Raw genomic sequence first — 24,621 nt, 5'->3', positions numbered from 1 at the left:
CCGAACGTCCGAAAGGCCCTCCCATGCAGCACCTCACCGACCGCATCCTGTTCGGCGCGGCCTACTACCACGAGTACCAGCCGACCTCCCGGCTGGGCCGCCGCGACCTCGCCGAGGACTTCCGGCTGATGAAGGCCGCGGGCTTCACGGTCGTCCGCGTCGGCGAGTCGGTCTGGTCGACCTGGGAGCCCGAGAACGGGGTCTTCGAGCTCGACTGGCTGCAGCCGGTGCTCGACGCGGCCCACCAGCACGGCATCGCGGTCGTGCTGGGCACGCCGACCTACGCGGCGCCGATGTGGCTCGCGCGGCTGTACCCCGAGATCAACGTCGAGCGCTCGAGCGGTCGGCCGATGGGCTGGGGAGCCCGGCAGGAGATCGACTACTCGCACCCGGCCTTCCTCTTCCACGCCGAGCGGCTCATCCGTAGGATCGTCGAGCGCTACGCCGCGCACCCCGCGGTGATCGGCTTCCAGGTCGATAACGAGCCGGGCAACGAGATCTTCCACAACCGGCAGGTCTTCCAGCGCTTCGTCGACCACCTGCGCGCGCGCTACGGCACCGTCGAGACGCTGAACGACGAGTGGGGGCTCACCTACTGGTCGCACCGCCTGTCGACCTGGGCCGACCTCTGGACCCCGGACGCCAATCAGCAGCCGCAGTACGACCTGGCCTGGCGCCGCTTCCAGGCCTCGCTGACCACGGACTTCATCGGCTGGCAGGCCGACATGGTCCGGGAGATCACCGCGCGGGCCGGCCGCGACGACCAGTTCGTCACCACCTGCATCTCCTACGAGCGCAGGACGGTGCAGGACGAGGAGCTCGTGCGCTCCCTCGACATCGCCGCCGGCAATCCCTACTACCGGATGCAGGACGGGCTCGAGCTGCCGGACGCGCGGGTGTTCGACCAGCACTGGACGACATCGGGCACCTGGGCGCTCTACGCCACGGCCGACCGGATGTACGCGTCGAAGCAAGCGCCGTTCCTGGTGACGGAGACCGATGCGCAGGCGATCGGGATGCCGTGGTCGAACGAGCCCGGCTACGACGGGCAGTGGCGCCAGGCCGCCTGGGCTCTGGTCTCGCGGGGCGCGACGATGATCGAGTACTGGCACTGGCACACGCTGCACCACGGCGCCGAGACCTACTGGGGCGGGATCCTGCCGCACTCGCAGGAGCCGGGCCGCGTCTACGAGCAGATCGCCGCCCTGGGCGCCGACTTCGCTGCCGCCGGCGACCGGGTGACCGAGCTGACCCCCGACTCCGACGTGGCGATCCTGTTCTCGAACGAGAGCAAGTGGGCGCTCGAGGAGTACCCCTCGTTCAGCGACCCGACACAGGGCACCGGCGCCGCCCGCGGCGTGCCGGTGGCGTCGACGCGCACCTTCCAGACCGTCTTCGATTCCTTCGCGCGCGGCGCCTTCGACGCGGGGCTGCAGTCGAACACGGTGCACCCCTCGCAGCTGACCGAGACGACCCCTGCCGCCTTCGCCGCTGCGCATCCCGTGCTGATCGCCGCGGCGTTCACCATCGCCGACGACGCGCAGCTGCAGTGGCTGGAGGCGTACGCAGATGCGGGCGGGCATCTGGTCGTGGGCGTGCGCACCGGCTACGAGGACGAGGAGGCGCGGGCCCGGCTGCAGCGCAAGCCGGCGTTCCTCGCCGAGGCCGCCGGTGTCCACTACGACGAGTTCGCGAACCTCGCGGTCCCGCTGCCGGTCGTCGCGGAATCGGGCTTCCCGCTGCCGGCCGGCGCGACGGCCACCCTCTGGGCCGACGGCCTGCAGCCCGACGACGCCGAGGTACTGGTGCGCTACGTCCACCCGCACCACGGCCGATTCGCCGCCGTGACGACGCGCGCGCACGGCGCGGGCCGGGTCACGACCGTCGGGACCGTGCCCGACCTCGAGCTGGCGCGGGCCCTGATGTCCTGGGCCGTCGGCGACGCCGCCTCGGGGTGGCGCCGCGCGACCGCGTCGCAGACGGTCACCAGCGCGACCAACCGCCACGGCGAGCGGATCCGCTTCGTCCACAACTGGTCCTGGGAGCCCTCGGTGTACCCGTTGCCGGCTGCCGCCACCGACGTGCTGACAGGAGCCGAGCTGCCCGCAGGCACCGAGCTCCAGCTCGGCCCGTGGGACGTGCGGGTCCTCGCCACGGACGACTGAGCGACCGGCCCGGATGCGAAGGCGGGTCGGGGCGGGCCGGAGACTCGACTTCTCGCGCGGGTGGATCTCGATACGCCCGCTCCGCGGGCTGCTCGATCAGCATGGGCCGTCGCTCCGCGCTGCTCGATCAGCATGGGCCATCGCTCCGCGCTGCTCGATCAGCAGGGAGCGTCGCTCCGCGCGCTGCTGGATCAGCAGGGATGCGGTGCGGCCGACCCGGGTTCGCCGGCGATCATACCGGTCGAGTAGCCCCGGAGGGGCGTATCGAGACCCGGCCTCCTCCACAGGGCGGTCCGCGGACTCGTCTTCCCTCACCTGGTCGTGCGCGCGGGCGGAGGCACCGCCGCTCTGCCACAGTGGTCACGCGCCGGATCGTGGAACGGCCGACGCGCGGGAAGGGGTGGCCAACGCATGAGCGACACGGCGGCGGGACTCTCCTCGGCGCGAGCCGAGGAGCCCGTGGTGGTGCCCGACGCGCTCTCGGAGCGCAGCGGACCGCGCTCGGTGCGCGCCCTCCGGCTCGGCGTCGGCGGCGCGGGCCTCCTCCTGACGCTGGTCCTGCTCGTCCCGCACGCACCGGCGCTCCCCGGGCTGTGGCTCGCGTTCCTGGTGCTGCTCGCCGCGATGTGGATCACGGCCTCGTTCCGGCTCGAGCTCGCCTCTGGCATCGGCACGGTCACCTTCGGGGTCGGCGTGTCGGTGCTCGCCTTCCTGGCCCAGGACGTGCCGCGCGTCCAGGCGCTGCTGCTGTGGGTGCTCGCGATCGCGCTGTTCCAGCTGATCTCGCGGCGCCCCTGGGCCGCCGTCGTCTACTGGACCGGACTCGCCGCGCTGTCGGGCGGAGCGTTCCTGCTCGTCCTCTCCCTCTTCCCGCAGACGGGCTGGTGGCCGGTCCTCGCAGCGGTGCCGGCGGTGCTGGCCTACGGACTGCTCTCGATCGGGGCGGAGTACCTGCAGGCCTGGCTGACCCTGGCCGAGGTCAGCGACGTGCCGCGGCCGGCGCTCCGGCCCGACCGGGTGCTGCTGGCGCTCGGCCTCAACATCGTGCTGGTGGCCCTCGCCTACGGCGCGCACCTCTCCGCCGGGGTCGAGCGCATCGAGCTCGGCGCCGGCCTCGAGATCCGCTCGGCGAACACGCTCCTGATCGTCGCGCTGGCGGTCGCCGTGGTCAGCCAGTATCTGCGTCGCGCCCGGATCGAGCGCAAGCTGAACGGCCTGATCGAGGCGGCGCTCGCTCTGCCGTGGGGCGACCAGGAGGCGATCTTCGAGACGCTCGAGCGGGCGGCCCGCACGGCCATCCCGTCAGCGAGCACGCGGATCTCCGCCACTCCCGGGCGCGCGTTCGAGCTGTCGGCGCCGATCGCCACGCCCGGCCTGGGACTGCGTCACGTGGTCCTGACGCGGCGCCCCGACTCCGGCGGCTTCACCGCGCTCGAGCACCGCACCCTCCTCGCCCTCGCGCACATCGCGACCCAGGCCCTCTACGATCGCCGCAGCACTCGCGTGCTGCGCGACCAGGCCACGACCGACTCGGTCACCGGTCTCAGCAACCTCCGCGGTCTGTACGAGGAGTTCGCGGCGATCAGCGACCAGGAGGAGCGCGCGGTGCTGTTCATGGATCTCGACGACTTCAAGGCCGTCAACGACACCCACGGCCACTCGACGGGCAACACCGTCCTGCAGGAGGTCGCCCGTCGCATCCGCGAGAGCGTGCGCGGGGACGACGTCGTCGCCCGCATCGGCGGCGACGAGTTCGCCGTCCTCCTGGACTCGATCACCGCCGGAGCCGTCGCGCTCCGGATCGCGCGCGCCGTCGAGCGGCCCCTGGTCGTCGGCGACGCCGAGCTCCACCCCCGCATCAGCATCGGCGCCCCGGTCGCTGTCGACGGCGGCTCATTCGACCGGGTGATGCAGGAGGCGGACGAGCGGATGTACGAGACGAAGAAGGAACGCAAGGGCGAGGATCCGCAGGGGGCCGAGGCGCAGGGTATGGACCTCGTCGCCGAGGTCCGCACCGCCGTCGCCGACGGGACCGTGCGCGTCGCCTTCCAGCCCGTGATCGACGTCGCCGAGCGGCGCATCGTCGGCTTCGAGGCGCTGGCCCGCTACACCCGGACGGACGGCACCGCGCTGAGCCCGATCACCCTCGTCGACATCGCGCGCTCGCTGGGCGTGCTCGACGAGCTGACGGTGCAGATCGTCGACCAGGCGGTGGCCTGCATGATCGAGTTCCGTGCGATCGATCCGTCGGTCACGTTCCTCAGCGTCAACATCGAGGCGGAGCAGCTGATGCACGACGGCGTCACCGACGTGATCGGCGCGCACCGGACCGCCGAGCAGGGCATCCAGCTCTGCCTCGAGCTGACGGAGGGCTCGATCGGGCACGTCGACGAGGCGGTCATCGAGCGGGTGCGCGCCCTCACCGCGGACGGCATCGCGATCGCGCTCGACGACTACGGCCAGGAGCACGCGGCCGCCGCGGCGCTGCTGACGGTGCCGCTGAGCATCGTCAAGATCGACCGCGTCTTCCTCGCCGACGAGGAGAACCCCCGGCACGCGACGATCCTCCGCTCGATCATCAACCTGGTCTCGGACCTCGACATGCACACGATCGTCGAGGGCGTCGAGACGCCGTCCGCACACGAGCTGCTGACGACCCTGCGCGCCGACCGCGCCCAGGGCTACTTCTACGGCCGCCCCCTCTTCCCGGAGCTCGTCAAGGAGCGCCTGCGCGCCACGGGCACAGCGGCGATGCCGGAGCAGCCGCCGGCGTAGCCCGCGGGGCGGCCCCCGCCCGCTGATCGAGCAGCCCGAGCGGCTGCCCCTTCCTGCTGATCGAGCAGCCCGCGCCGCGGGCGTATCGAGATCCATCGTCCGCCGGAGCCCGGGTCTCGATACGCGCTCCGCGCTACTCGACCAGCATGGAGGGGCTGCGATGCACTCGCCCCGCGCAGCGCGCCGTGCATGCCGACCCAGCAGCCCGCGCAGCGGCCCCCGCATGCCGACCCAGCAGCCCGCGGCGTGGGCCCCCTCCATGCTGATCGAGTAGCCCGCGGAGCGGGCGTATCGAGATCCGCCGTCCTGCAGAGCGTGGGTCTCGATGCGCACTGCGCGCTGCTCGACCAGCATGGACGGCGCAGACTCGGCCGTTCTCGGATTCATCGGATTATCGCGGATCCACCTTCGCCCGCTTTCGCAAGAATAGCCGGAACTTTCGCAATAACGTCTTCTTACACTTTCGAAAGAATCACCGCCCCCGTCTTTTCCAGGCATCGCTCGAGAAGTACACGAAACGTTTCGTTTTCTTATTGACACGGGAGTTATCGGCTGCTTAGTCTCGTCCTCGTTCCGAATCACCGGCGATTGGATGCTCTCGACATGACGACCCGACCTGGGGCACGCGACGCCTGCACGGCGACCCGTCCGCCCCTCCTCCCCACACCGGTTGGCACGGCATGGTGATGCCGCTGACCGGCGCCCCCGGGACCACCGTCCCCGGCTCGACCGTGCCCGGCGCCCCCGGTCCGGAGGCGCCGGTCCCCGGCGGCCCGGCGTCGATCCGAGGCCGCTCGAACGCCCGCGGCTTCCGCGCCGCCCGGCGCAGCTTCCGGCGGCACTGGCAGCTCTACCTGCTGATCCTGGCGCCGCTGCTCTACTTCCTCGTCTTCAAGTACGTGCCAATGTCGAACGCGATCATCGCGTTCAAGGACTACAACGTCATCGACGGCGTCTGGGGCAGCCCCTGGGTGGGCCTCAAGCACTTCGAGCGGTTCTTCTCGAACCCGATCTTCTGGACGCTGCTGAAGAACACCTTCCTGCTCTCCGCCTACGTGGTGCTGGCCGGCTTCCCGTTCCCGATCCTGCTCGCGCTGGCCCTGAACGAGGTGCGGCTGCGCTTCTTCCAGCGCACCGTGCAGATGGTCACCTACGCGCCCTACTTCATCTCCACGGTCGTCGTGATCTCGATGACGATCCTGTTCCTCTCGCCCAAGCTCGGCCCGGTCAGCGACGTCACGTCGTTCTTCGGACTCGGGGCGATCGACTTCCTCGGCGACCCGGACTTCTTCCGGCACATCTACGTCTTCAGCGACGTCTGGCAGACGACCGGCTATTCCGCCGTCCTCTATCTGGCGGCCCTCTCCTCCATCGACACCTCGCTCTAGGAGGCCGCCCGGATGGACGGCGCGAGCCGGCTGCAGAAGATCTGGCACGTCGATATCCCGGGCATCATGCCCACGGCGATCACCATCCTGATCCTCGGCGTCGGCAATGTGATGGCGATCGGATTCGAGAAGGCCTTCCTCCTGCAGAACTCCCTCAATCTCTCGCAGTCCGAGATCATCCCCACCTACGTCTACAAGGTGGGTCTGCTCAACGCCGACTTCAGTCAGGCCGCGGCCATCGGGCTCTTCAACGGAATGATCAATCTGGTCCTGCTCCTGGGCGTCAACTCGCTCGCGAAGCGGATCACGGGACAGGGGCTCTGGTGACCGCACTCGACACGCCATCGACCACCGCTCACGAGGACGGCGAGGCCGCCCGGCCGCCGCGCCGCCGGCAGCGCGCGACCCGGATCAAGGACCCGATGGTCGACCGCGTCTTCATGATCGCCGTCTACGTCCTGCTCACGACGTTCCTGCTCGCAGTCCTCCTGCCGCTGCTCTACATCCTGGCCAGCTCGTTCAGCTCGCCGCTGGCCGTCTCGTCCGGCCGGGTGAGCTTCTGGCCGATCGACTTCACCCTCGAGGGCTACGAGCGCGCCCTCGGCGACTCGACGATCGTCACCGGCTTCGCCAACTCGCTCTTCTACACGGCCGCCGGCACCTTCGTCAGCCTCGCGCTGACCGTCGCGATCGCCTATCCGCTCTCGCGGAAGGACTTCTGGGGCCGCGGCGGGATCACCCTCGGCGTCATCTTCACGATGCTCTTCGCCGGCGGCATCATCCCCACCTATCTGGTGGTGCAGCAGCTCGGCCTGCTCGACACCCGCTGGGCGCTGATCCTCCCCCAGGCCGTCGGCGTCTGGCAGGTGATCATCGCGGTCGTCTTCTTCCGCTCCTCCATCCCGGACGAGCTCTACGAGGCGGCGCAGCTGGACGGCGCGAGCGATCTGCGCTTCCTCTGGACGATCGTGCTCCCGCTCTCGAAGCCGCTGCTCGCGGTGGTCGCGCTGATGTACGCGATCTACCAGTGGAACTCCTACTTCGACGCCCTGCTCTATCTCCGCGATCCAAGCCTCTATCCGCTGCAGCTCGTGCTGCGGAACGTCCTGATCCTCAATCAGGCGACACCGGGCATGGACGCGGCCGCGCAGATCGAGCGCCAGCAGCTCGCGGATCTCCTCAAGTACTCGCTGATCGTCATCTCGACGGTCCCGGTGATGATCCTCTACCCCTTCGTCGCCCGGTACTTCAACAAGGGCATCATGCTCGGCGCCGTCAAGGGCTGAGCACCCCCGAGCCCGCCCCTCGCGGGCCGACTCCTCCCGGTCGCGCGGAACTCCCCCGCGGCTCTCTCACCCATGGAAGGAAACACCTTGTTCTCTCGCACACAGCAGTTCTCTCGCACACAGCACGGCAGAGTCGCCGCGCGGAGGAAGCACCTCCTCCTCGGCGCCGTCCTCACCACCGCGATCATCGGGCTCACCGGCTGCACCGGCGAGAGCCCGGAGGCGGACCGCAAGGTCATCCGGATCTTCGGCGAGCAGGGCGCGCAGATCGACCTGAACACCAACTCGTTCACCAAGGTCCTCGAGGACAAGTTCGACGTGGACATCCAGTTCGAGACCACCTCCTACGGCGCGTCCGAGGCGGCCGAGGCCCGCCAGATCTCGCTCGCCGGCGGCGACCTGCCCGAGGCGTACATGCTCGTCCCGTGGGCCTCGCAGTTCAGCCGCGCCGAACTCCAGCGCTACGGCGACCAGGGCCTGCTCGTGCAGCTCAACGACCTCATCGACGAGAACGGCCCGAACATCAAGGCGGCCCTCGACGCGGAGCCGGGCTTCAAGGAGCTCACCGAGACCCCGGACGGGAAGATCTGGGGCCTGCCGCAGTGGAACGACTGCTATCACTGCTCCTACCCCTACAAGTTCTGGATCAACACCGACTGGCTCGACACCCTCGGGCTCGCCGCTCCGACCACCCCCGACGAGTTCTTCGCGGTGATGCAGGCCTTCAAGACCCAGGACCCGAACGGCAACGGCCAGGCCGACGAGATCCCGCTGACCGGCAGCACCCAGCAGTCGCTGGTGCCGTACATCATGAACGCCTTCATCTACAACGCGTTCAACACCGGCTCCGGCGCGAACGGCCAGCCCGTCTCGCTCGGTCTCGACGGCGACACCGTGCAGCTGCAGACCATGCAGGACGGCTGGCGCGACGGCCTCAAGTTCCTCCGCAAGCTGTGGGACGCCGGTCTGATCGACCCCGCCACCTTCTCGCAGGGCGGCGACCAGATGACCGCGACCGGCAACGCGGCGCAGGGTGTCCTGATCGGCGGCTTCACCGCCATCCACCCCGGCTTCGCCGTGACCATCGGCCAGGAGGACGGGCGCGACACGCAGTACGACCTGCTCCCGCCGCTGACGGGCCCCGGCGGCCAGAACGCCACCTTCCTGCTCCCGAGCGTCCCCGGTGCGACCTTCGTCGTGACCAAGGCGGCCGACGAGGTGGAGCAGAAGGTCATCGTCGAGATGATGGACTACCTGTTCTCGCCGGAGGGCCACGTCCGCGGTGAGTTCGGCGAGGAGGGCATCGGCTGGCGCGCCCCCGAGGAGGGCGAGATCGCGCTCGACCAGAGCCTCGAGCCGTCCCTCGTCGACACGAAGATGGACGAGGCGAACGAGGCCGACTACAACGGCAACTGGGGCCCGATGGCCCAGGTGTTCGACACGGCCGAGTTCCGCGCCAGCCAGGTCCAGCCGCTCGACATCTACACCGAGGCGGGCTTCGAGCGCCGCCTGTTCGAGGCGACCGACCAGTACGCCGGCAAGGAGTCGGACGCGATGTTCCCCTACTGGAACATCTGGGTCCCCTCGGAGGACGCGAGCGAGCTCTCCACCCTCACCGCCAACGTCGAGAGCAGCGTCGCCACGACGACCGCCGAGTTCGTCACCGGCGTCCGCGACCCCGAGAGCGACGCCGACTGGCAGTCCTACCTCGACGCCCTGACCAGCCTCGGCGCGGACCGCTACGCCGAGATCTGGCAGAGCGCCTACGACCAGTAGCGGCTCACCCGTCCCCTCCCCTCGCCCGCGACCCGGGCGGCGGGAGGGGACTCCGCTGTCACCGCCCGCACCGCTGCACGCCCGACGCACCAAGCCCGACGCCCCACGCACGACGCACCCCAAGGAGCACCGCATGACCCTCGCCCAGGAGTGGAACGACCCCGACGTGTTCGAGTGGGGCACGGAGCCGGCGCACGCCCAGCTCACCCCCTTCGCCACGCTCGACGCCGCACTGGAGGGCGACCGCGCGAGCACGCCGCTCGCGCACAGCCTCGACGGCGACTGGCGCTTCCACTGGGCGCCGAACCCGGCCGCCCGCCTGGACGGCTTCGCGGCCGAGGACTGGGACGACTCGGCCTGGCCGACCGTCCCCGTCCCCGCCAGCTGGCAGCTGCACGGCTACGACTTCCCGATCGGCACCAATCTCGTGCTGCCGTGGACCGGCGCGAACGGGCGGCACGAGCAGCCGGACCCGCGCGGCGACTACCCGAACGCGCCGACCCTCTACAACCCGGTCGGCCAGTACCGCACCGCCTTCGAGCTGCCGGACGGCTGGGCCGAGCGCCGCACCTTCCTCCAGTTCGACGGCGTGGAGTCGGCTTGCTCGGTGTGGCTCAACGGGCAGCGCCTCGGCTACCGGGAGGACAGCTACACGACGGGCGAGTTCGAGGTCACGGAGCACGTGCGGGCCGGCTCGAACGTCCTCGCCGTCGAGGTGCACCGCTGGTGCACGGGCTCCTACCTCGAGAACCAGGACAACGTCCGCCTCTCGGGGATCTTCCGGAGCGTGCGGCTGCTCTCGCGCGCGGCGGCGATGATCCGCGACGTCACGGTGCGCACGCCGCTCGATGACACGTTCACCGCCGGGTCGGTCGAGGTCTCGGTCGCGATCGACGCGCGCCCCGGAGCGTCCGCGGCCGGTCTCGAGCTCCGCATGCGGCTGTTCGACGGCACCGCGCCGGGTGCGGCGGAGGTCGGCGGACAGAGTCGGACGGTCGTTCTCGACACCGACGGCCGCGCGGAGAACCAGGCGAGCATCCCCGTCTCGTCCCCGCGACTCTGGTCCGCGGAGACCCCCGAAATCTCCACGCTCGTCGTCGAGCTGAGCGACGCGACCGGCGCCGTCCTCGAGCGCGTCGCCGTCCGGGTCGGCTTCCGCCGCGTCGAGATCGTGGACGGCGTGCTGCTCGTGAACGGCCGGGCGGTCTCGCTCCGCGGCGTCAACCGGCACGAGTGGAGCCCGGGCACCGGCCGCACGCTGAGCCGCGACGACATGATCGCGGACATCCGGCTGATGAAGCAGAGCAACATCACGGCCGTCCGCACCTCGCACTACCCGAACGACCCGCGCTGGTACGACCTGGCCGACGAGTACGGGCTCTACCTCGTCGACGAGGCGAACAACGAGACGCACATCAACCGCATCGACGACGACGGGGCGCCCTTCCTGCCCGGCGACCGCCCGGAGCTGCGCGCTCCCCTGCTCCAGCGGATGCGGAGCATGGTCGAGCGGGACAAGAACCACCCCAGCGTGATCGCCTGGTCGATCGGCAACGAGTCCGGAGTCGGCGCGAACCTGCAGGCGATGTACGAGTGGGCGAAGGAGCACGACCCGACCCGCCCCGTCAGCTACCAGGACCCCGTCGGCTCCGGCACCTGGGTCGTCCCGGCCGGCCTCTCGGACTTCGACGGCGACTTCTACCCGCCGGTCGCGCAGTTCGCCGAGCGCTCGCGCCGGGATCCGCGGCCCTACCTGCTGGTCGAGTACGCCTTCAGCCAGGGCAACACCTCCGGCTACCTCGAGGAGTACTGGGCGGCCGCCCGTGAGGACCCGCGCGCGATGCCCGGCGGCTTCCTCTGGGACTGGGCTGACAAGGGCCTGTACTGGCCGCGCCCCGACCGGCCCGAGGAGGAGTTCCTCGCCTACGGCGGCGACTGGGGCGACGAGCCGAACCAGGAGAGCGCCCACATGAGCGGCCTCGTCCTCGCCGACCGCACGCCGACCCCGAAGCTGGCCGAGGCGGCGCTCGCGTACCAGCCGGTCTCCGTCACCGCGGTCGATCTGCGCGCCGGCGAGCTCCTCGTCGCGAACGAGCACCTGTTCACCGGGCTCGACGGCTACGTCGTGCACTGGACCGTGTCGGCGGACGGCGAGCCGGTGCAGCGGGGCTCGCTGCCCGGCGCGGAGTGGGCCATCGGCCCGCAGGAGGAGGGGCGGGTCACGCTGCCCTACCCGCTGCCGGAGCCCGCCGCGCAGGACGCGGCGCGCGAGTACCGCCTCGACGTGCAGCTGGCACTCGCCGCTCCCACCGCCTGGGCGGAGGAGGGACACGTCGTCGCGCGCGCCCAGTTCGAGCTGCCCGTCGACGCCTCTGCGGCCCGCCGCCGGGCGCCGCGGGAGCTGCCGCCGGTGACCGCGACCGAGGAGGGCACGGCGATCGTCGTGCGCGGGCCCGCGTTCTCCGCGACCGTCGACCGCTCCACCGGCCGCCTGACCTCGCTCCGCTACGGCGGTCGCGAGCGGCTCGCCGCGCCGCTGCTGCCGAACTTCTGGCGCACCCCGAACGACCCCGAGCTCTCCATCCCGGACATCCGGCTCGAGCGCCCGGAGCCGTCGCTGCCCTGGCGCGGCGTCGGCGAGGAGTGGGCGATCGATCGGGTGGACGTCGAGGAGACGCCGGGCGCCGTCCGCATCACGGTCGACGGGTCGGTGACGACGGCGGTGCCGTTCCGGCCGAGCGGCCGGGTGACGACCTCTCCGCAGTCGATCGTCTACACGATCCACGGCACGGGTCAGGTCGACGTGCGCTCCACCTTCTCGCCGGTCGAGGGCACGCCGAACCCGCAGGTCGTCGGCACCACGTTCGGGCTCGCGCCGGAGCTTTCGACTTTGCACTGGTACGGCCGCGGCCCGCACGAGTCGTCCGCCGACCGCCGGGCGTCGGCGTTCTTCGGCCGCTGGAGCGGTGCCGTCGCCGACCAGCCGACCCGATACAGCCGCCCGCAGGACAGCGCGAACAAGGCCGACACCCGCTGGGCCGCCCTCGTCGACGGCGGCGGCGCGGGCGTGCTCGTCCTGGCCGGCGACGGCACCTCCGGCGGCAGTGCGTCCGGCGGCAGTGCGTCCGACGGCAGCACGTCCGGCGGCAGCACGTCGGCCGGGAGCATGTTCTTCAACGCTCAGCCGAACAGCCCGGACGAGCTGGCCGACCGCCGGCACTGGCACGAGGTCCCCTCGTCGACGAGGACGGTCGTCCGGGTCGACGCCGCCCAGGAGGGCCTCCAGGGCGGCAACTGGGACGTGCAGACGCGCCCGGAGAAGTACAGCAACACCCCGGAGAAGGGCCCCTACCGCCAGCACTTCCGCCTCCTCCCCCTGCGCAGCGGCGAGGACCCGGCGTCGGTGGCCGCCGCCGCCGTGCCGACCGAGTCCCCCGTGTCGCAGCCCCAGCGGCTGCCTGCCTGACCACGGCGGGTCTCGACACGCGCTGCGCGCTGCTCGACCAGCCTGTGCGGACGTGCGCCAGCGCACCCTGAGTGCGGTTCGTGCAGCACGTACGGGCTCACACCGACGTCCCGCGCGGTGCATGCTGATCGAGTAGCCCGCGCAGCGGGCGTATCGAGATCCACGGTCGTCAGAACGGTGCGGGTACGTCGTCGAAGCGGGGCTTCGGTGGCGGGTCGGGCGGACGCCCGGGTAGTGCCGGTGGCTGGCTGCTGATCCGCCGGCCCGTCGGGCTCGTCCAGACGATTGTCCCGTCACCGCTTGTGACGTAGGTCCATTGGTCCCCGTGCCGGACGTGGTGGTGCGAAGTGCAGAGCGAGACGAGGTTCTCGAGGGAGGTCTCTCCGCCGTTGCGCCACTCGAGGGTGTGGTCGGCCTCGCTGGTGCTGGCGGGGCGGGTGCAGCCGGCGAAGCGGCAGGTCTGGTCCCGCAGCTGCAGGTGCAGGCGCATCTGCGGCGGTGGGACGCGGTAGGTGCGGCCCACGGAGACGACCGCGCCGGTATCGGAGTCGGTGAGGACGCGGGTGAAGGAGGCTGCGGTGCGGATCAGCTCGCGCTCGATCGGTGCGGGGACCGGTCCGTAGCCGTCGAGGTCCGCGTGCGCATCGTCGAGACCGACCGCGGTCGAGGCGGCGAGGGTGAGGCGCACCTCGGCCCGCACTCCGGGGACGAAGGTCGGGTCGGGTCGGTGCTCGGGGTCCGGGGTGGTGCCGGCGATGTCGCCGTCGCAGAGCAGATCGACCGCGGCGTCCGCGCTGAGCTGCTGCAGGGTGTGGGGGTCGCCGTCATCGCGGAGGGTGCGCGCGATGCGGCGCAGCCGGTCGTACGCGCCCGTCACCGCCGGCGCGGGAGCGTGGACGCAGAGCGTGGCCATGCCGTCGACATCCGGTGTGACCCAGACCGCGCGGTCCAGCGTGGCGCGGGAGTGGCGCTCGGCAAGGGGCTGCTCGTGCAGTTCCTCGCGCCAGCGACTCAGGGCGCGGCGCAGCTGGGTCGTCGTCATCGTGAGCGCGGCGTCGGCCGCGCGCTCGTCGAGGGCCGCGCGGGAGGCCTCGGGAAGGCTGATCGCGGTTCTGCAGATCGCCTCGCCCGCCTCCCAGAGGATCCGCGCGTCCCTGAGCAGGGCGCGAGTGAGCGGCAGGTGCTCCATCAGCATCTGCGCGGTCTCGAGGCGGCGCGAGACGTCTCGCTCGGAGACGCCGAGCGTTACCGCGAGCTCGGCGCGGATGGAGCGCTCGACGAGGACCCGGGTCTCACTGCGGGACGTGCCGCGAGCGAACGATTCCGGGACGGTGAGCGCGACGCGGTAGCCGCGGTGGATGCGTTCCGCGGTTCTCAGGCGCGTCGGGGATGCGGCGCGCTCGGTGGCGGCGGCGTCGGTGAAGCAGTCGCGCACCTCCGCGAGTGCTGCCGCATTCTCATCTTCTGACATACGCGTATTGAAGCAGGAGCCACCGACACCGGGACCGGAACCATGGGCTGATCGGGGACAACGCCGTCGGATCGACGAGTGTGGAGGAGACTCGCTCCCGGATGTCTCGGCGATGTGGGGTCTCGATACGCCTCCGAAGGCGGCTACTCGACCAACGGGTGGGTCTACTGGGAAGAGACGTCCGCAGACATGCTGGTCGAGTAGCCCCGAAGAGGCGTATCGAGACCCGCCCAGCGTGAGGACGGCTGTCTCTTCCCCGCCCTGCGCCGGCACCGAAGGCGCTCCCTCCGCTCGATCTGCCGCTGGAGGCGGCTACTCGACCAGCACGATGGGCTGCCTCGGTGGCTCTTCGTGGCAGCAGGAGTGGCCGCATCGGTGGCTGCTGGACGGGCACGAGCGGCCGCCCTGCGGGCTGACCGGCGACCGCGCGGGGCCCTGTCACCGCACCGTGGCGACCACGGGCCCCGTCCCGACCTCGGTGCGCGCGTGGGTTCGGCGGCGTCGCCGTCAGCGCCGGGTGAGGAGCGCGACATGGATCTCCTCCGCGAGGAGGTCCAGCGCTCGCGCGTGAGCGGCGAGGGAGTCCCGCCCGGCACGCGTGATCGAGAACTGCGCGATGCGCAGCAGCATCGTTCGACGGTGTCCTTCCAGGAGCACCATGCCTCGGTTCGTGAGCTCGCGGAGTCGTGACCGCAACTGCACGAGGCCGATCCGGTGATCCACTCGAACCGCCAGAGCCGACAGCAGGCGCGATTCATCGCAGTTCACGCCTCGCGCGAGCTCGATGAGGATCAGGGCGTCGAGGGACCGGCCGGCGGCGCAGGAGCGGCAGGTGATGGGAACCGCGTCAGGGCGGAAGGCTGCCATCAGGAGCGGAGGCCGAGTGATCGGGGGTGCGGTGAGCGCAAGGTCATCCCTGGGGGAAAGGGGCGGGCGGTGGCGGGCGGGGACGTCGGCGTGCTGATCGAGTGGGCCGCGGAGTGGGTGGGTCGAGATCGACCGTGCTCGGCAGGGTGGGTCTCGATACGCCGCCTGCGGCGGCTACTCGACCAGCATGACGCGCACGCGCCGCCGGGGGGTGGCTACTCGACCAGCATCGAAGGGGCACGACGGCGGCCGCTCGGTCGGCGTGCGCCGGGTCACTCGAAGAGGGAGAGGGTGAGCGTCGAGCTGTAGTCGCCCGCGTCGACGGTGGTCGGGGTCTTCAGGGTCAGGGCCGCGTTCGCGGTCCAGGAGCCCTCCTCCGCGACGCCGGCGCTGTCGTTGGTGATGGCGAGCAGCTCCTGGTCGACGAGGCCGACGCCGTCGGGGCCGCCGTCGATGGCGGTGTCGACGACGTCGCCCTCGGCGACGAGGCCGGAGTCGCCGCCGTCGATCAGGTTCGGCGCCCAGCCGAGGTTCTCCGCGCCGATGATGTCGCCGGTCGACGAGGTGAAGTCGCTCGCGGTTCCGAGGACGTACCAGCCGGCCTCCGCCGGGATGTCGGCCGGGTCGCGGGTGTCGGTCACCGTCACGGTCGGCAGGGTGCCGGTGAACTGGCGGACGACGCTGTTCGAGCCGTTCTCGGTCAGGGCGGTGGAGTCGCTCGCGACGGTCATCGAGAGGGCGCCGCCGCCGGTCAGCGGCGCGATCTGCACGTTCACGTCGACGTCGTCCGCGCCCTGCTGCTCGTCGGCGAAGGCGGTGCCGGCGACGCCGAGTAGGAGCAGGCCTCCGGCGAGACCGGCGGCGCCGCGGAGGAGGAAGGAGCGAGCCGTGGAGGTGTGGTTCTGCATGCGGGTGTTCTCCGTTCTCGAGACGGCAGCTTCGCCGTCCGGTTCAGTGGTGTCGGGTGGTCGGTCGGGTCGTGGAAGGAACAGGGTTCAGCCGCAGCTCGCCGCCGCGTACGGCGCCGTGGCCGTCGCGGTGGCCGGCTTGCCCGCGACGAACGCGGTGGCCGTGGCGGTCGCGGAGCCGGCGGGCAGCGCAGCGGTGCGGGTCGTGAACGAGTGGGTGACGCTCTTGCCGGCGGCCACCTCCGCGAACGTCTTCGAGCCCGAGGTCGAGGTGACGACCATCTTCACCGGGAAGGCGTTCGGGTTCGTCGCGACGACCGAGAGGACGACCTTGCCCTGCACGCAGCGGGTCGACGCCGTGGCCGTCGCCGCGATCGCGGGGGCCGCCGGGGGCGCCGTGGCCGTGATCGTCGCCACGGCGAGGGTCGCCGACGAGTTCTGCAGCCGTCCCGTCACCTGGACGCTGTCGCCGGCCTTCTTCAGCCCTGAGAGGTCGGCCGTGCGCCAGGTCACGCCGACGGTCTCGCTGTGACCGTCCCGGAAGCCGGCCGAGACGGTGGCGGGCAGTGCCACCGTCGTGGCGCCGACCGGGGCGGTGGCGGCGACGGGCTTCACCGAGGTGACCAGGAGGGCCGGGTTCCACTTCGCCGCGAGCGCGTCGCGCTCCTTCGCCGTGATCGACACCACGGAGCCGTGCCGGGGCGAGCTCGGCAGCGAGAACGCGGCGGGGTACGTCCACTGGATGTCGCCCTCGAGCGAGTTCGTCCCGAGCGGGATGTACCCCACTCCCCCGTAGTTGTCGACCCAGAGGAAGTACCGGTAGCCGCTGGTGTCGCCGGGGTTGGCGCGGAAGATCTCGGGACCCTCCACCTCGGGGGTGCCGGCGGTGCGGCCGATGCAGGTGTCGATGAGGCTCCAGGCGCCGGAGGCGGTGGTGGCGCGGAGGTCGCTGGAGCGCTGGCCGATGATGTCCGGCGACGGGCACCCGGAGCTCTGGGTGGCCTTGGTGAAGCGGTAGTACTGATCGCCCTCCCTGAGCACGGTCGCGTCGATCAGGCCGTTGCCCTTGTTCAGCCCGGCGACGTCGGCGGAGGCGAACCACGGCTCGGGTTCGGTGAAGGTGCGGAAGTCGCGGGTGATGGAGGTGACGATCTGCGGCCCGTTGCCGTCGGGCCGGGTGCGCGCGTCGTCGAGGTACATCGAGGAGGTCCAGTAGACGACGTAGGCGTCGATGGCCGGGTCGTAGGTCGCCTCGGGCGCCCAGGTCATCCCGGCGTTCGGGACGTTGACCTCGATGTGGCGCTGCTCGCCCCAGTTCACGAGATCGGTGGACTCCCAGACCTCCAGGTGGCGGCTGCCGTTGCTGGTCGCCTCTCCCCAGCCCGAGCGGCCGACGGAGAGGTCGGTCGCGATGAGGAAGAAGCGATCGCCCTCGGCCGAGCGCAGGATGTACGGGTCTCGGAGCCCCTGGGTCCCCTTGGTCGAGGTGAGGACCGGCTGGGCGTCGTTGAGGGTCTTCCACTGCAGGGCGTTGTCGCCGTCGGACGTCGCGAAGCGCAGCTTCTCGCCCTCGACGCTGTCGCCGGTGAAGTAGACGAACAGGTAGGCGTCCAGGTCGGCGGGGTCGAGAGGCGATGCGGCGAGCACCGTGACCGGCAGCGACACCGTCACCGGGGTCGTCCCGGCGACGCGCACGGTGGCGGTCAGGGTGACGGCGGTGTCGGTGCTCCCGCGGGTGACCGAGCCCTTCCGGACGACGTCCGGCTCCGCGCCCTCATCGACGGCGCTGACGACGGCGGGTGCGGAGGAGGACCACTCGATCACCGCGTCCGCGGCTCCCGCTCGGGAGGCGACCGCGTCGAGGTCGGCTCCCGAGTCGGGCAGCGAGAGACTGCCGCGGACCGGCCCCTGCAGTGCCGGGTCGCTGCGCACGGCGTCGGCGACGGCGCGAGCGAGCTCGGCCTGCACGCTGTCACCGGCGGCGAACGCCTTCACGGTGACGGTGATCGGTGAGCCGATGACGGTCGCCGCCCCGTGGGTGGCGGTCGGGGTCAGCTGCACGACGGCATCGGAGCTGCCGGCGGCCGGCCGGGTGACCGCTCCGGTGCTGGAGACCGTGCGGGGAGCGCTGGAGGACCAGGTGAGAGTCGAGCCGTTCGCGCCGCCGGCGGGGAGGGAGAGATCCGCGGTGACAGCGGACGTGCCGCCGAGCGACACCGCCGCGTCCTTCGTCGCGAGCGCGGAGTGGACACCCGCGGCGCTCTGCTGGATCTGCTCGGCGGACAATGCGGAGGACCACACTCGGACGTCGTCGAGTGCACCGGCCCAGAAGGCGTCGGCGCCGTAGAACGACTTGCCGAGGTAGCCCGAGAAGGTGCTGGAGCCGATCGCGGCCACCGCGGTGGAGGTCGTCACCCCACGCCCGACGAGGCTGCCGTCGAGGTAGGTCGAGACGGAGTCGCCGCCGTCGACGACGACGGCCATGTGGACCCAGCGGGCGGCGGGGACCGGAGCCGGAGCGGACGCGCGCACCTCGGTGCCGTTCGTGAGGGCCCCGTACGCGGACGCGCCGCACTGCGTGGTCGCGAGCAGGTGCGCGGAGACGCCCGACCCGAGGGTGAAGGGCCAGGTGCACTCCGGCGAGCCGCTCCAGAGCAGCCACGCGGACATCGTGACGTCCACCGTGCCGGCCGGGATCAGCCCCGGGGCGATCCGGACGGAGGCGGCGGTCGATCCGCTCGCGCCTCCGGGGAGGGAGAGCGCGCGATCGGAGGCGGAACCGGAGGGCCCGGCGACCGAGCGGGCTCCGGACCCGACGACGGTTCCGGGGTGCGGACTCGAGGCTCCGTCCGCGACGATCGCCCCATCAGGGATCGCCGACCCGACGGCAGACGAGGTCCCGCTCTCGTCGAAGCTGTAGCGCAGGAGCGGCTCCGGCACGGTGGTCGCCGCGCCGGCCGCTCCGAGCGGGGCCATCGCCCCGGTCAGCAGCAGTGCGGCGATCGCCAGGGTCGGCCAGCCGGCCCTGCGTCGTCGGCCGCGGGTCGACTCGGCGGAGGGGCGTCCGGGACGCGGAAGTCGTGACGTCATCAGTGACGCATCCTCTCGGGCTCTGCTTCGAACCATCGGCCGGCCGCGGACGGAGGAGTGTCGTCCCGGTGGCGGCGGCTTCACCGTAGCAACAAAATGTTCACGGTAACAAGTTAAATATCCGTCCCGCCAATAACGGACACTTGTCGGCATTCGGAACTCGTATCGGACGCTCATCGGCCACAAAGCCGAATGGCGCTCGGAATGAAGCTTTGTCCCCCAGTCGGGGCGTCATTCCGGCTTGACAGCAGTCGTCCGACACGCACAAGATCGGACCAGGAGGAGTGTTCACGATAACAATCCGCTCGTCCTCGAAAGACCCGGAGGCCGGCCTCTCCATCGCGTCGAGTCGCGTCTTTCGACCTTCTGAAGAATGCGCCGGAAAGCCGGATCAATGATCTTCTCACCGTATCCGCGGTGGACCGGATCAGTACGTCGACCACCCGATAGGGCGGCCGAAGAACCTGAAAGGCATTGCATGTCCAGGACAGTGAAGTCCACCATCAAGGCACGCCTACTCGGAACGATGACGGCCGCGCTGATCGCGAGCCTGACCACCCTCGGCTTCGCCGCTCCTGCCGAGGCCGCGACTGCGCCCGTCGGGGTCGGCGCTGCCCAGGAGATCCGCAATCAGCACAGCAGCATGTGTCTGGACGATTTCGACTTCGTCACTCAGCCGGGTGCCGAAGTCCGCCAGTGGAGCTGCTCGGAAGCGAGCAATCAGCGCTGGCAGATCCGTGATCTGGGAACCGGGTATGCCGAGATCAAGAACGTCTTCAGCAACCTCTGCTTGGACGACTACAACTTCGGAACCACTCCCGGCGCCGAGGTGCGGCAGTGGACCTGCACCGGAGCCCCCAATCAGCAGTGGCAGATCACGGACGTCGGCGGCGGATCCAGCCAGATCCTCAACCGCCACAGCAATCTCTGCCTCGACGACAGGGACTTCGCTCAGACCGACGGCGCCGCGATCCAGCAGTGGACCTGCACCGGTTCGAAGGTGCAGCGGTGGAGCATCACCGACCCGACCGTGCAGAAGATGACCTACGCCCTCGTCCGCTCAGCGAACCCCTCCGCCGACGAGCTCGACGCCTACGCCCGGATCACCGATGCGATGGATCGGGCGGTCGCGCGCTACAACCGCCTCTCGAACATCGACCGGTTCTACACCGTCTACTACGTGCCCGGTGTGCCCACCGCCGACGCGAACCCGAACGGCACCATTCGCTTCGGCGCCGACCGCGGCTACATGCAGGAGGGGACGGCGCTGCACGAGCTCTCGCACACCGTCGGAGTCGGCTACGACGCCTTCGTCGACCGCTGCCAGAACAACGGCTGGACCTCTGCCCTTCCGCTGCTGCGCACCTGGGACGGCCCCACCGCGACCATCAACTGCGGCGGCGGCCACATGTGGCCCTACGGCCTGAACTACAACCCCGAGTACACCGAGCTCGGCTTCGAGCGCCACGTGAAACTCGTGCAGTCGATGCTGTCCGACGGAATGTAGTCCGAGAGATCCACCTGCGGGCCCCGGCCCGGCGAGCGACCTCAGCACGAGGTCGCCTCGCCGGGCCGGGGCCTTCCGTCTTCTCCTGCCACGTCACGATTCCGGAAGAGTCGAGGCCGCGCCCGCGGCGCATTCCGGAATCACTCGGATGCTCGACATCCTTCACCGCCATTGCCATTTGCCTTGCTATTGCCATCGTCATTGCGTCCCGTCCGAGAATCGACGCGAGATCACGCTCGTCCTCCGATTCTCGGTGTCTCTCCTGCCGCCTCTCGAGAGGGCCTCGCCGACCGACTCGGACAGGAGAGCGGAGAAGCATCACGCGTGTCCCTGCAGCTCCGGTCCGAGTCGTCATTCGCTGCGCGGTGCCACCGGCGCGCGCGGTGTCCGGGAACGCCGAGAGGGGGCCCGCCCACTCGACGTGGACGGACCCCCTCTCGGTCGGCTCAGCTGCAGCGTGCTGCGGGGTAGGTCGCCGTGACCGGAGTGGCGGCCCCGTTCACCGTGGCGGTTCCCCCGAGCGTCCCGGCCGACAGGGAGGCGGCCCGGGTGGTGATCGCCAGCGTGCCCGTCCTCTGTGCACCGATCTGCTGGCTGCGCGCGCCCCAGGGGGTGACCCAGGCGACGTCCGCGGTGCCGGCGCCGGCGTTGCGGGTGGTGATCGTGACGACGGCCCTGCCGGAGATGCAGCGCGTCGTGGCGGTCGCGGTCACGGTGACGGCCGACGCCTGGACGGTGATGGTGGTGCGGACCGTGCGATTCGCGGTGAGCACCTCTTCCGCGGCGCTCATGTCGAGGACCGGTCCCCCGTCGGCGGCCCAGTGGATCCGGCGGAGGTAGGTGTCGCGGTTGCTGCTTCCGTTCGAGCGGGCGTGGAACACCAGGACCTCGTTGCCGTCCTCGTCGACCGTGAAGCTGTTGTGTCCGGGGCCCCACAGGTTCGCGGCCGGGTCGCTCTTCAGGAGCGGAGCGTCGGACTTGGCCCAGACCGTCTGGTCGGTGAGATCGGCGCCGGACGGGGCGGTCAGGAGGCCGACGGCGTACGTGCGGTCGGTTCCCGATCCCGAGTAGGTCAGGTAGACCTTCCCGTCGTGAGTGATGGCCGTCGCTCCTTCCGCGACGTTCGTGAGGTTGGTCTCCCAGCCGTAGGAGGCGGTGACGAGCTTGCGCGGTTCGCTGGTGAGGCGCCACGGGTTCGCGGGATCGATGGTGGCGATCCAGAGCTCGGCGTCGCCGATGACACCGCCGGTGACGTAGCGCTGCGACCAGGACACGTAGGTGCGGCCGCCGTCCTGGAAGACCGTCATGTCGAGGCTGATGCCGGGGTGCTGAGCATCGCGCTGGAGCGCCGTGCCGTCCTGCTTGAGGACGGGGCGAGGCGTCTCCCAGTCAGCGAGACGTGTCGGGTCGCCGCCGGTCTTGAGCTTCTGCACGTAGGACGTCACTCGCTGCCAGTCGATGGCGCCGATGCAGGGCGAGTAGAAGATGTAGAGCTCTCCATTGAGATCGTGCAGCTCGGGCGCCCAGTAGCAGCCGGCGATGCCGGCTGTGCCTTGTGCCACGACCATGCTGTCGGCCGCGGTGCGAAGGCCGTCGATGGTCGGTGAGCTCCGCAGGAACATGCCGGGCTGGTCGTCGCCGCGGTCGTCCGTGGAGATGAAGAGGTACCGGTCCTTCCAGCGGAGGATGTTCGGGTCGGCCTCGGCACGGATGAAGGGTGCCGCGTAGTCGCGCTGTCGCACGGTTCCACTGACCTGGTAGGTCCCCGGCGTGGACGTGTCGACGGCGGCGAGATCGGCGGCAGACCAGTCGACCGGGAGCTTCTTCGTGGAGCCGTCCGAGTAGCCGAGCGTCGCTGCACCGAGCGCGGGCACCGCCGCCCCCTGCGGGACGGTCGCGGCGTCGACGGCCACGGTGGTGTTCCGAATACGGCCCAGTCGCTTCTCGAGAGAAGAGGCGGTGTCGGTGGGGACGACCAGCAGGTTGGACGGCACGGCTCCGGTGATCGAGGTGGAGACGGCGGCATCGGGCAGCGAGATCGCGCCTCGGCGCAGGTCGCCGCGGGTTCCCGCGTCGGCGAGGTCGGTGAAGGACCGCGAGAAGTCCGCTCCCGCCGCGTCCTTCCAGGTCACTCGGTACTGCTTGGCCGCCGAGTCCCAGACGGCGCGCGGCTCGGAGGCCACGGTCACCCCGAGGTCGACGAAGCCACGCGGTTCGTAGGAGACGAGGTCCTGGGTGGTGAAGAAGAGCGGCGTTCCGCGGCGTTCGGAGTCGACGTCGCCGTTGGTGAGCGTGCGGGTGGCGAGGACGCCGTAGCCGCCGGTCGCGAGCTGGAAGACGTAGGGGTCGCGGAGCGTCCGGGTCTGCACGACATCGAGCACGCCGGTGGGCTGAGCGTCGGCGAACAGGACTCCGGTGTTGTCGTTGAGCGCCTCGGTGCTGGTGCGGGTCGTACCGAGGCCGAGGTGCATGCTGTACGCGACGTTGCTGCCGTACTCCTGCGATCCCAGCGCCGTGCGCTCGTAGGCGAGGAGGTAGCGGGCCCGGCCCGTCGGAAGGACGCGGACGGAGAAGGTCCTCGTCGTGGTGGCCGTTCCGGCGCGGAGCTCCCCCGCGATGGTTGCCGAGACGGCCGTCGTGCCGCTCGTGCGCACCGCGCCCGCTGCGATGCTCACGCCCGAGGTGGTGGTGCGCCAGGTGAGCGTCGCGCCGGCGGGAGCGGTGGGGAGCAGCTCGCCGTCGGCGAGCGTCGGGCGGAGGACGATGCTCTCGGCGAGAGCGTCGAGGTCGGCTTGGGCGTTCTGCGCGGCGACGGTGAGCGGGAAGTCGCGAGTGGTCGAGGCGCCGCCGAGGGTGATGGTCGCGGTCAGCGTGACGGCGGCGTCGGCGCTGCCGGAGGGCCGGGTGACCGCTCCCGTGCTGCTGATACGCGCCGGGTCGGAGCTCGTCCACCGGATGCTCGAGCCCTGCGCGCCGGTGGTGGGGAGTGCGAGGTCGGAGCTCACGCGGGAGGGTCCGAGGTCGATGGCCGCCGCGTCGGAGGCGAGGGCCGCGGTGCGGACACCGGCGTCGACGCCCGTCCAGTAGCTGTCCGCCACTTGCTGGGCGGAGAGAGCGCTGGTGCGGATCTGGAAGTCCCGCACGCCTCCCTTGTAGTAGGGGTCGGGGTAGGACGAGCGGCCGATGTAGCCGACGAGGTCGGTGCCCAGATCGCTGACCGATCGGTTCGTCACGGTCTCGGCGATGAGGCGGCCGTTGTAGTAGCCGGTCAGCTTCCCGGGCTGCAGGACGGTGGTGTAGAGGCCCCAGGAGGCGTCGGTGCCGGGTCCGGTCGGTCCGCTCGCGGGGATGCCCGCTTCGGTCGTCCAGGGCGCCTGCGCGTTGCGGCTCGCGGTGATGACCGATTTGAAGCGCCCGCCGGGGTCGCGGGGGTTGAGCAGCCAGTACTGGGACGGCGGGCTCTCGGCCGTCCCGAAGAACACGGCGGCGTAGTTGCCCGCTCCGGTGTCGTTGCGCAGCCAGGTCTGGATGGTGAGGGTGTCGCGACCGTCGATGAGGCCGCGCGGCAGTTCGAGGTAGGCCGCGGCGCTGCCGCTCGCGCCTCCCGGAAGGACGAGCTCGCTCCCCGAGACCTGTGCTCCGGAGCCGCGGAGGATCGCGGTGCGCCCGCCGCCGGAGGAATCGGGGACCGTCGTGCCGGAGAGCTGGGAGAAGTCGTAGCGGACGAGGAGATCGTCGGCGGCGGTCGCCGGGACGGCCGGCAGCGCGACGCCGGCTGCGACGACCACCGAGGCGAGCGCACCGACCAGGGCGGCGCGCCACCGTGTGGTGGGTTTCATGGGAACTCCTTGTCGTTCGGGCGAGGCAGCGCTGCCTGCCCTGATCCGGAAAGGATCGAAATCAGAGGGTGGATGGGTCGCGG

13 protein-coding genes are annotated in these 24,621 nt (G+C 70.8%); 8 read left to right on the top strand and 5 right to left on the bottom strand.

What is annotated here, in order from left to right; all coding sequences use genetic code 11:
- Positions 1 to 23: 23 nt before the first annotated feature.
- From EDF35_RS10885 to EDF35_RS10860, 7 genes are all read left to right on the top strand, one after another.
- The gene (locus tag EDF35_RS10885) at positions 24 to 2,165 is read left to right on the top strand and encodes a beta-galactosidase (protein WP_133962332.1); all 2,142 of its coding nucleotides are present in this window, start codon (positions 24 to 26) and stop codon (positions 2,163 to 2,165) included.
- 411 nt (positions 2,166 to 2,576) lie between these two features.
- Positions 2,577 to 4,940 (top strand): EAL domain-containing protein, encoded by a 2,364-nt coding sequence (locus EDF35_RS10880; RefSeq protein ID WP_123703846.1) that lies wholly within the window; start codon positions 2,577 to 2,579, stop codon positions 4,938 to 4,940.
- 680 nt (positions 4,941 to 5,620) lie between these two features.
- A complete protein-coding gene (locus EDF35_RS10875; protein WP_243839932.1) occupies positions 5,621 to 6,328 on the top strand; it encodes a hypothetical protein in 708 nt (235 codons plus the stop codon).
- 12 nt (positions 6,329 to 6,340) lie between these two features.
- Positions 6,341 to 6,655 carry a hypothetical protein gene (locus tag EDF35_RS21230; protein WP_243839931.1) on the top strand — a complete coding sequence of 105 codons (315 nt, stop codon included), beginning with the start codon at positions 6,341 to 6,343 and terminating at the stop codon, positions 6,653 to 6,655.
- Positions 6,652 to 7,614: a carbohydrate ABC transporter permease gene (locus EDF35_RS10870; protein WP_243586899.1), complete on the top strand. Its 963-nt coding sequence runs from the start codon at positions 6,652 to 6,654 to the stop codon at positions 7,612 to 7,614. Before EDF35_RS21230 ends, EDF35_RS10870 begins: the two co-directional genes overlap by 4 nt.
- Positions 7,615 to 7,701: 87 nt before the next feature.
- Positions 7,702 to 9,390 carry an extracellular solute-binding protein gene (locus tag EDF35_RS10865; protein ID WP_166674082.1) on the top strand — a complete coding sequence of 563 codons (1,689 nt, stop codon included), beginning with the start codon at positions 7,702 to 7,704 and terminating at the stop codon, positions 9,388 to 9,390.
- 133 nt (positions 9,391 to 9,523) lie between these two features.
- Positions 9,524 to 12,856 carry a glycoside hydrolase family 2 TIM barrel-domain containing protein gene (locus EDF35_RS10860; RefSeq protein WP_133962330.1) on the top strand — a complete coding sequence of 1,111 codons (3,333 nt, stop codon included), beginning with the start codon at positions 9,524 to 9,526 and terminating at the stop codon, positions 12,854 to 12,856.
- A gap of 169 nt (positions 12,857 to 13,025) precedes the next feature.
- Here EDF35_RS10860 and EDF35_RS10855 read toward each other — a convergent pair whose 3' ends face one another.
- The 4 genes from EDF35_RS10855 to EDF35_RS10840 form a co-directional block, all read right to left on the bottom strand.
- The gene (locus EDF35_RS10855; RefSeq protein WP_123703840.1) at positions 13,026 to 14,327 is read right to left on the bottom strand and encodes an HNH endonuclease signature motif containing protein; all 1,302 of its coding nucleotides are present in this window, start codon (positions 14,325 to 14,327) and stop codon (positions 13,026 to 13,028) included.
- A gap of 507 nt (positions 14,328 to 14,834) precedes the next feature.
- On the bottom strand, positions 14,835 to 15,194 hold the full coding sequence (locus tag EDF35_RS10850; RefSeq protein ID WP_123703838.1) for a hypothetical protein: 360 nt from the start codon (positions 15,192 to 15,194) through the stop codon (positions 14,835 to 14,837).
- Positions 15,195 to 15,466: 272 nt separating this feature from the next.
- Positions 15,467 to 16,102, bottom strand: coding sequence for a hypothetical protein (locus EDF35_RS20825; RefSeq protein ID WP_166674081.1), 636 nt, complete (start codon positions 16,100 to 16,102; stop codon positions 15,467 to 15,469).
- An 87-nt stretch (positions 16,103 to 16,189) separates the two neighbouring features.
- Positions 16,190 to 19,192: a LamG-like jellyroll fold domain-containing protein gene (locus tag EDF35_RS10840; protein ID WP_166674080.1), complete on the bottom strand. Its 3,003-nt coding sequence runs from the start codon at positions 19,190 to 19,192 to the stop codon at positions 16,190 to 16,192.
- 478 nt (positions 19,193 to 19,670) lie between these two features.
- On the opposite strand from EDF35_RS10840, the gene EDF35_RS10835 reads away from it, so the two are divergent.
- The gene (locus tag EDF35_RS10835) at positions 19,671 to 20,699 is read left to right on the top strand and encodes an RICIN domain-containing protein (RefSeq protein ID WP_166674079.1); all 1,029 of its coding nucleotides are present in this window, start codon (positions 19,671 to 19,673) and stop codon (positions 20,697 to 20,699) included.
- Between the two features lie 446 nt (positions 20,700 to 21,145).
- Here EDF35_RS10835 and EDF35_RS10830 read toward each other — a convergent pair whose 3' ends face one another.
- Positions 21,146 to 24,538 (bottom strand): family 43 glycosylhydrolase, encoded by a 3,393-nt coding sequence (locus EDF35_RS10830; protein WP_123703832.1) that lies wholly within the window; start codon positions 24,536 to 24,538, stop codon positions 21,146 to 21,148.
- Positions 24,539 to 24,621: the final 83 nt, after the last annotated feature.

Origin of the sequence: Rathayibacter sp. PhB151, from assembly GCF_004366415.1 — a bacterium.
Lineage (GTDB): Bacteria > Actinomycetota > Actinomycetes > Actinomycetales > Microbacteriaceae > Rathayibacter > Rathayibacter festucae.
Note: the sequence above shows the minus strand (reverse complement) of the source record. Positions and strands in the feature narration are given on the sequence as shown.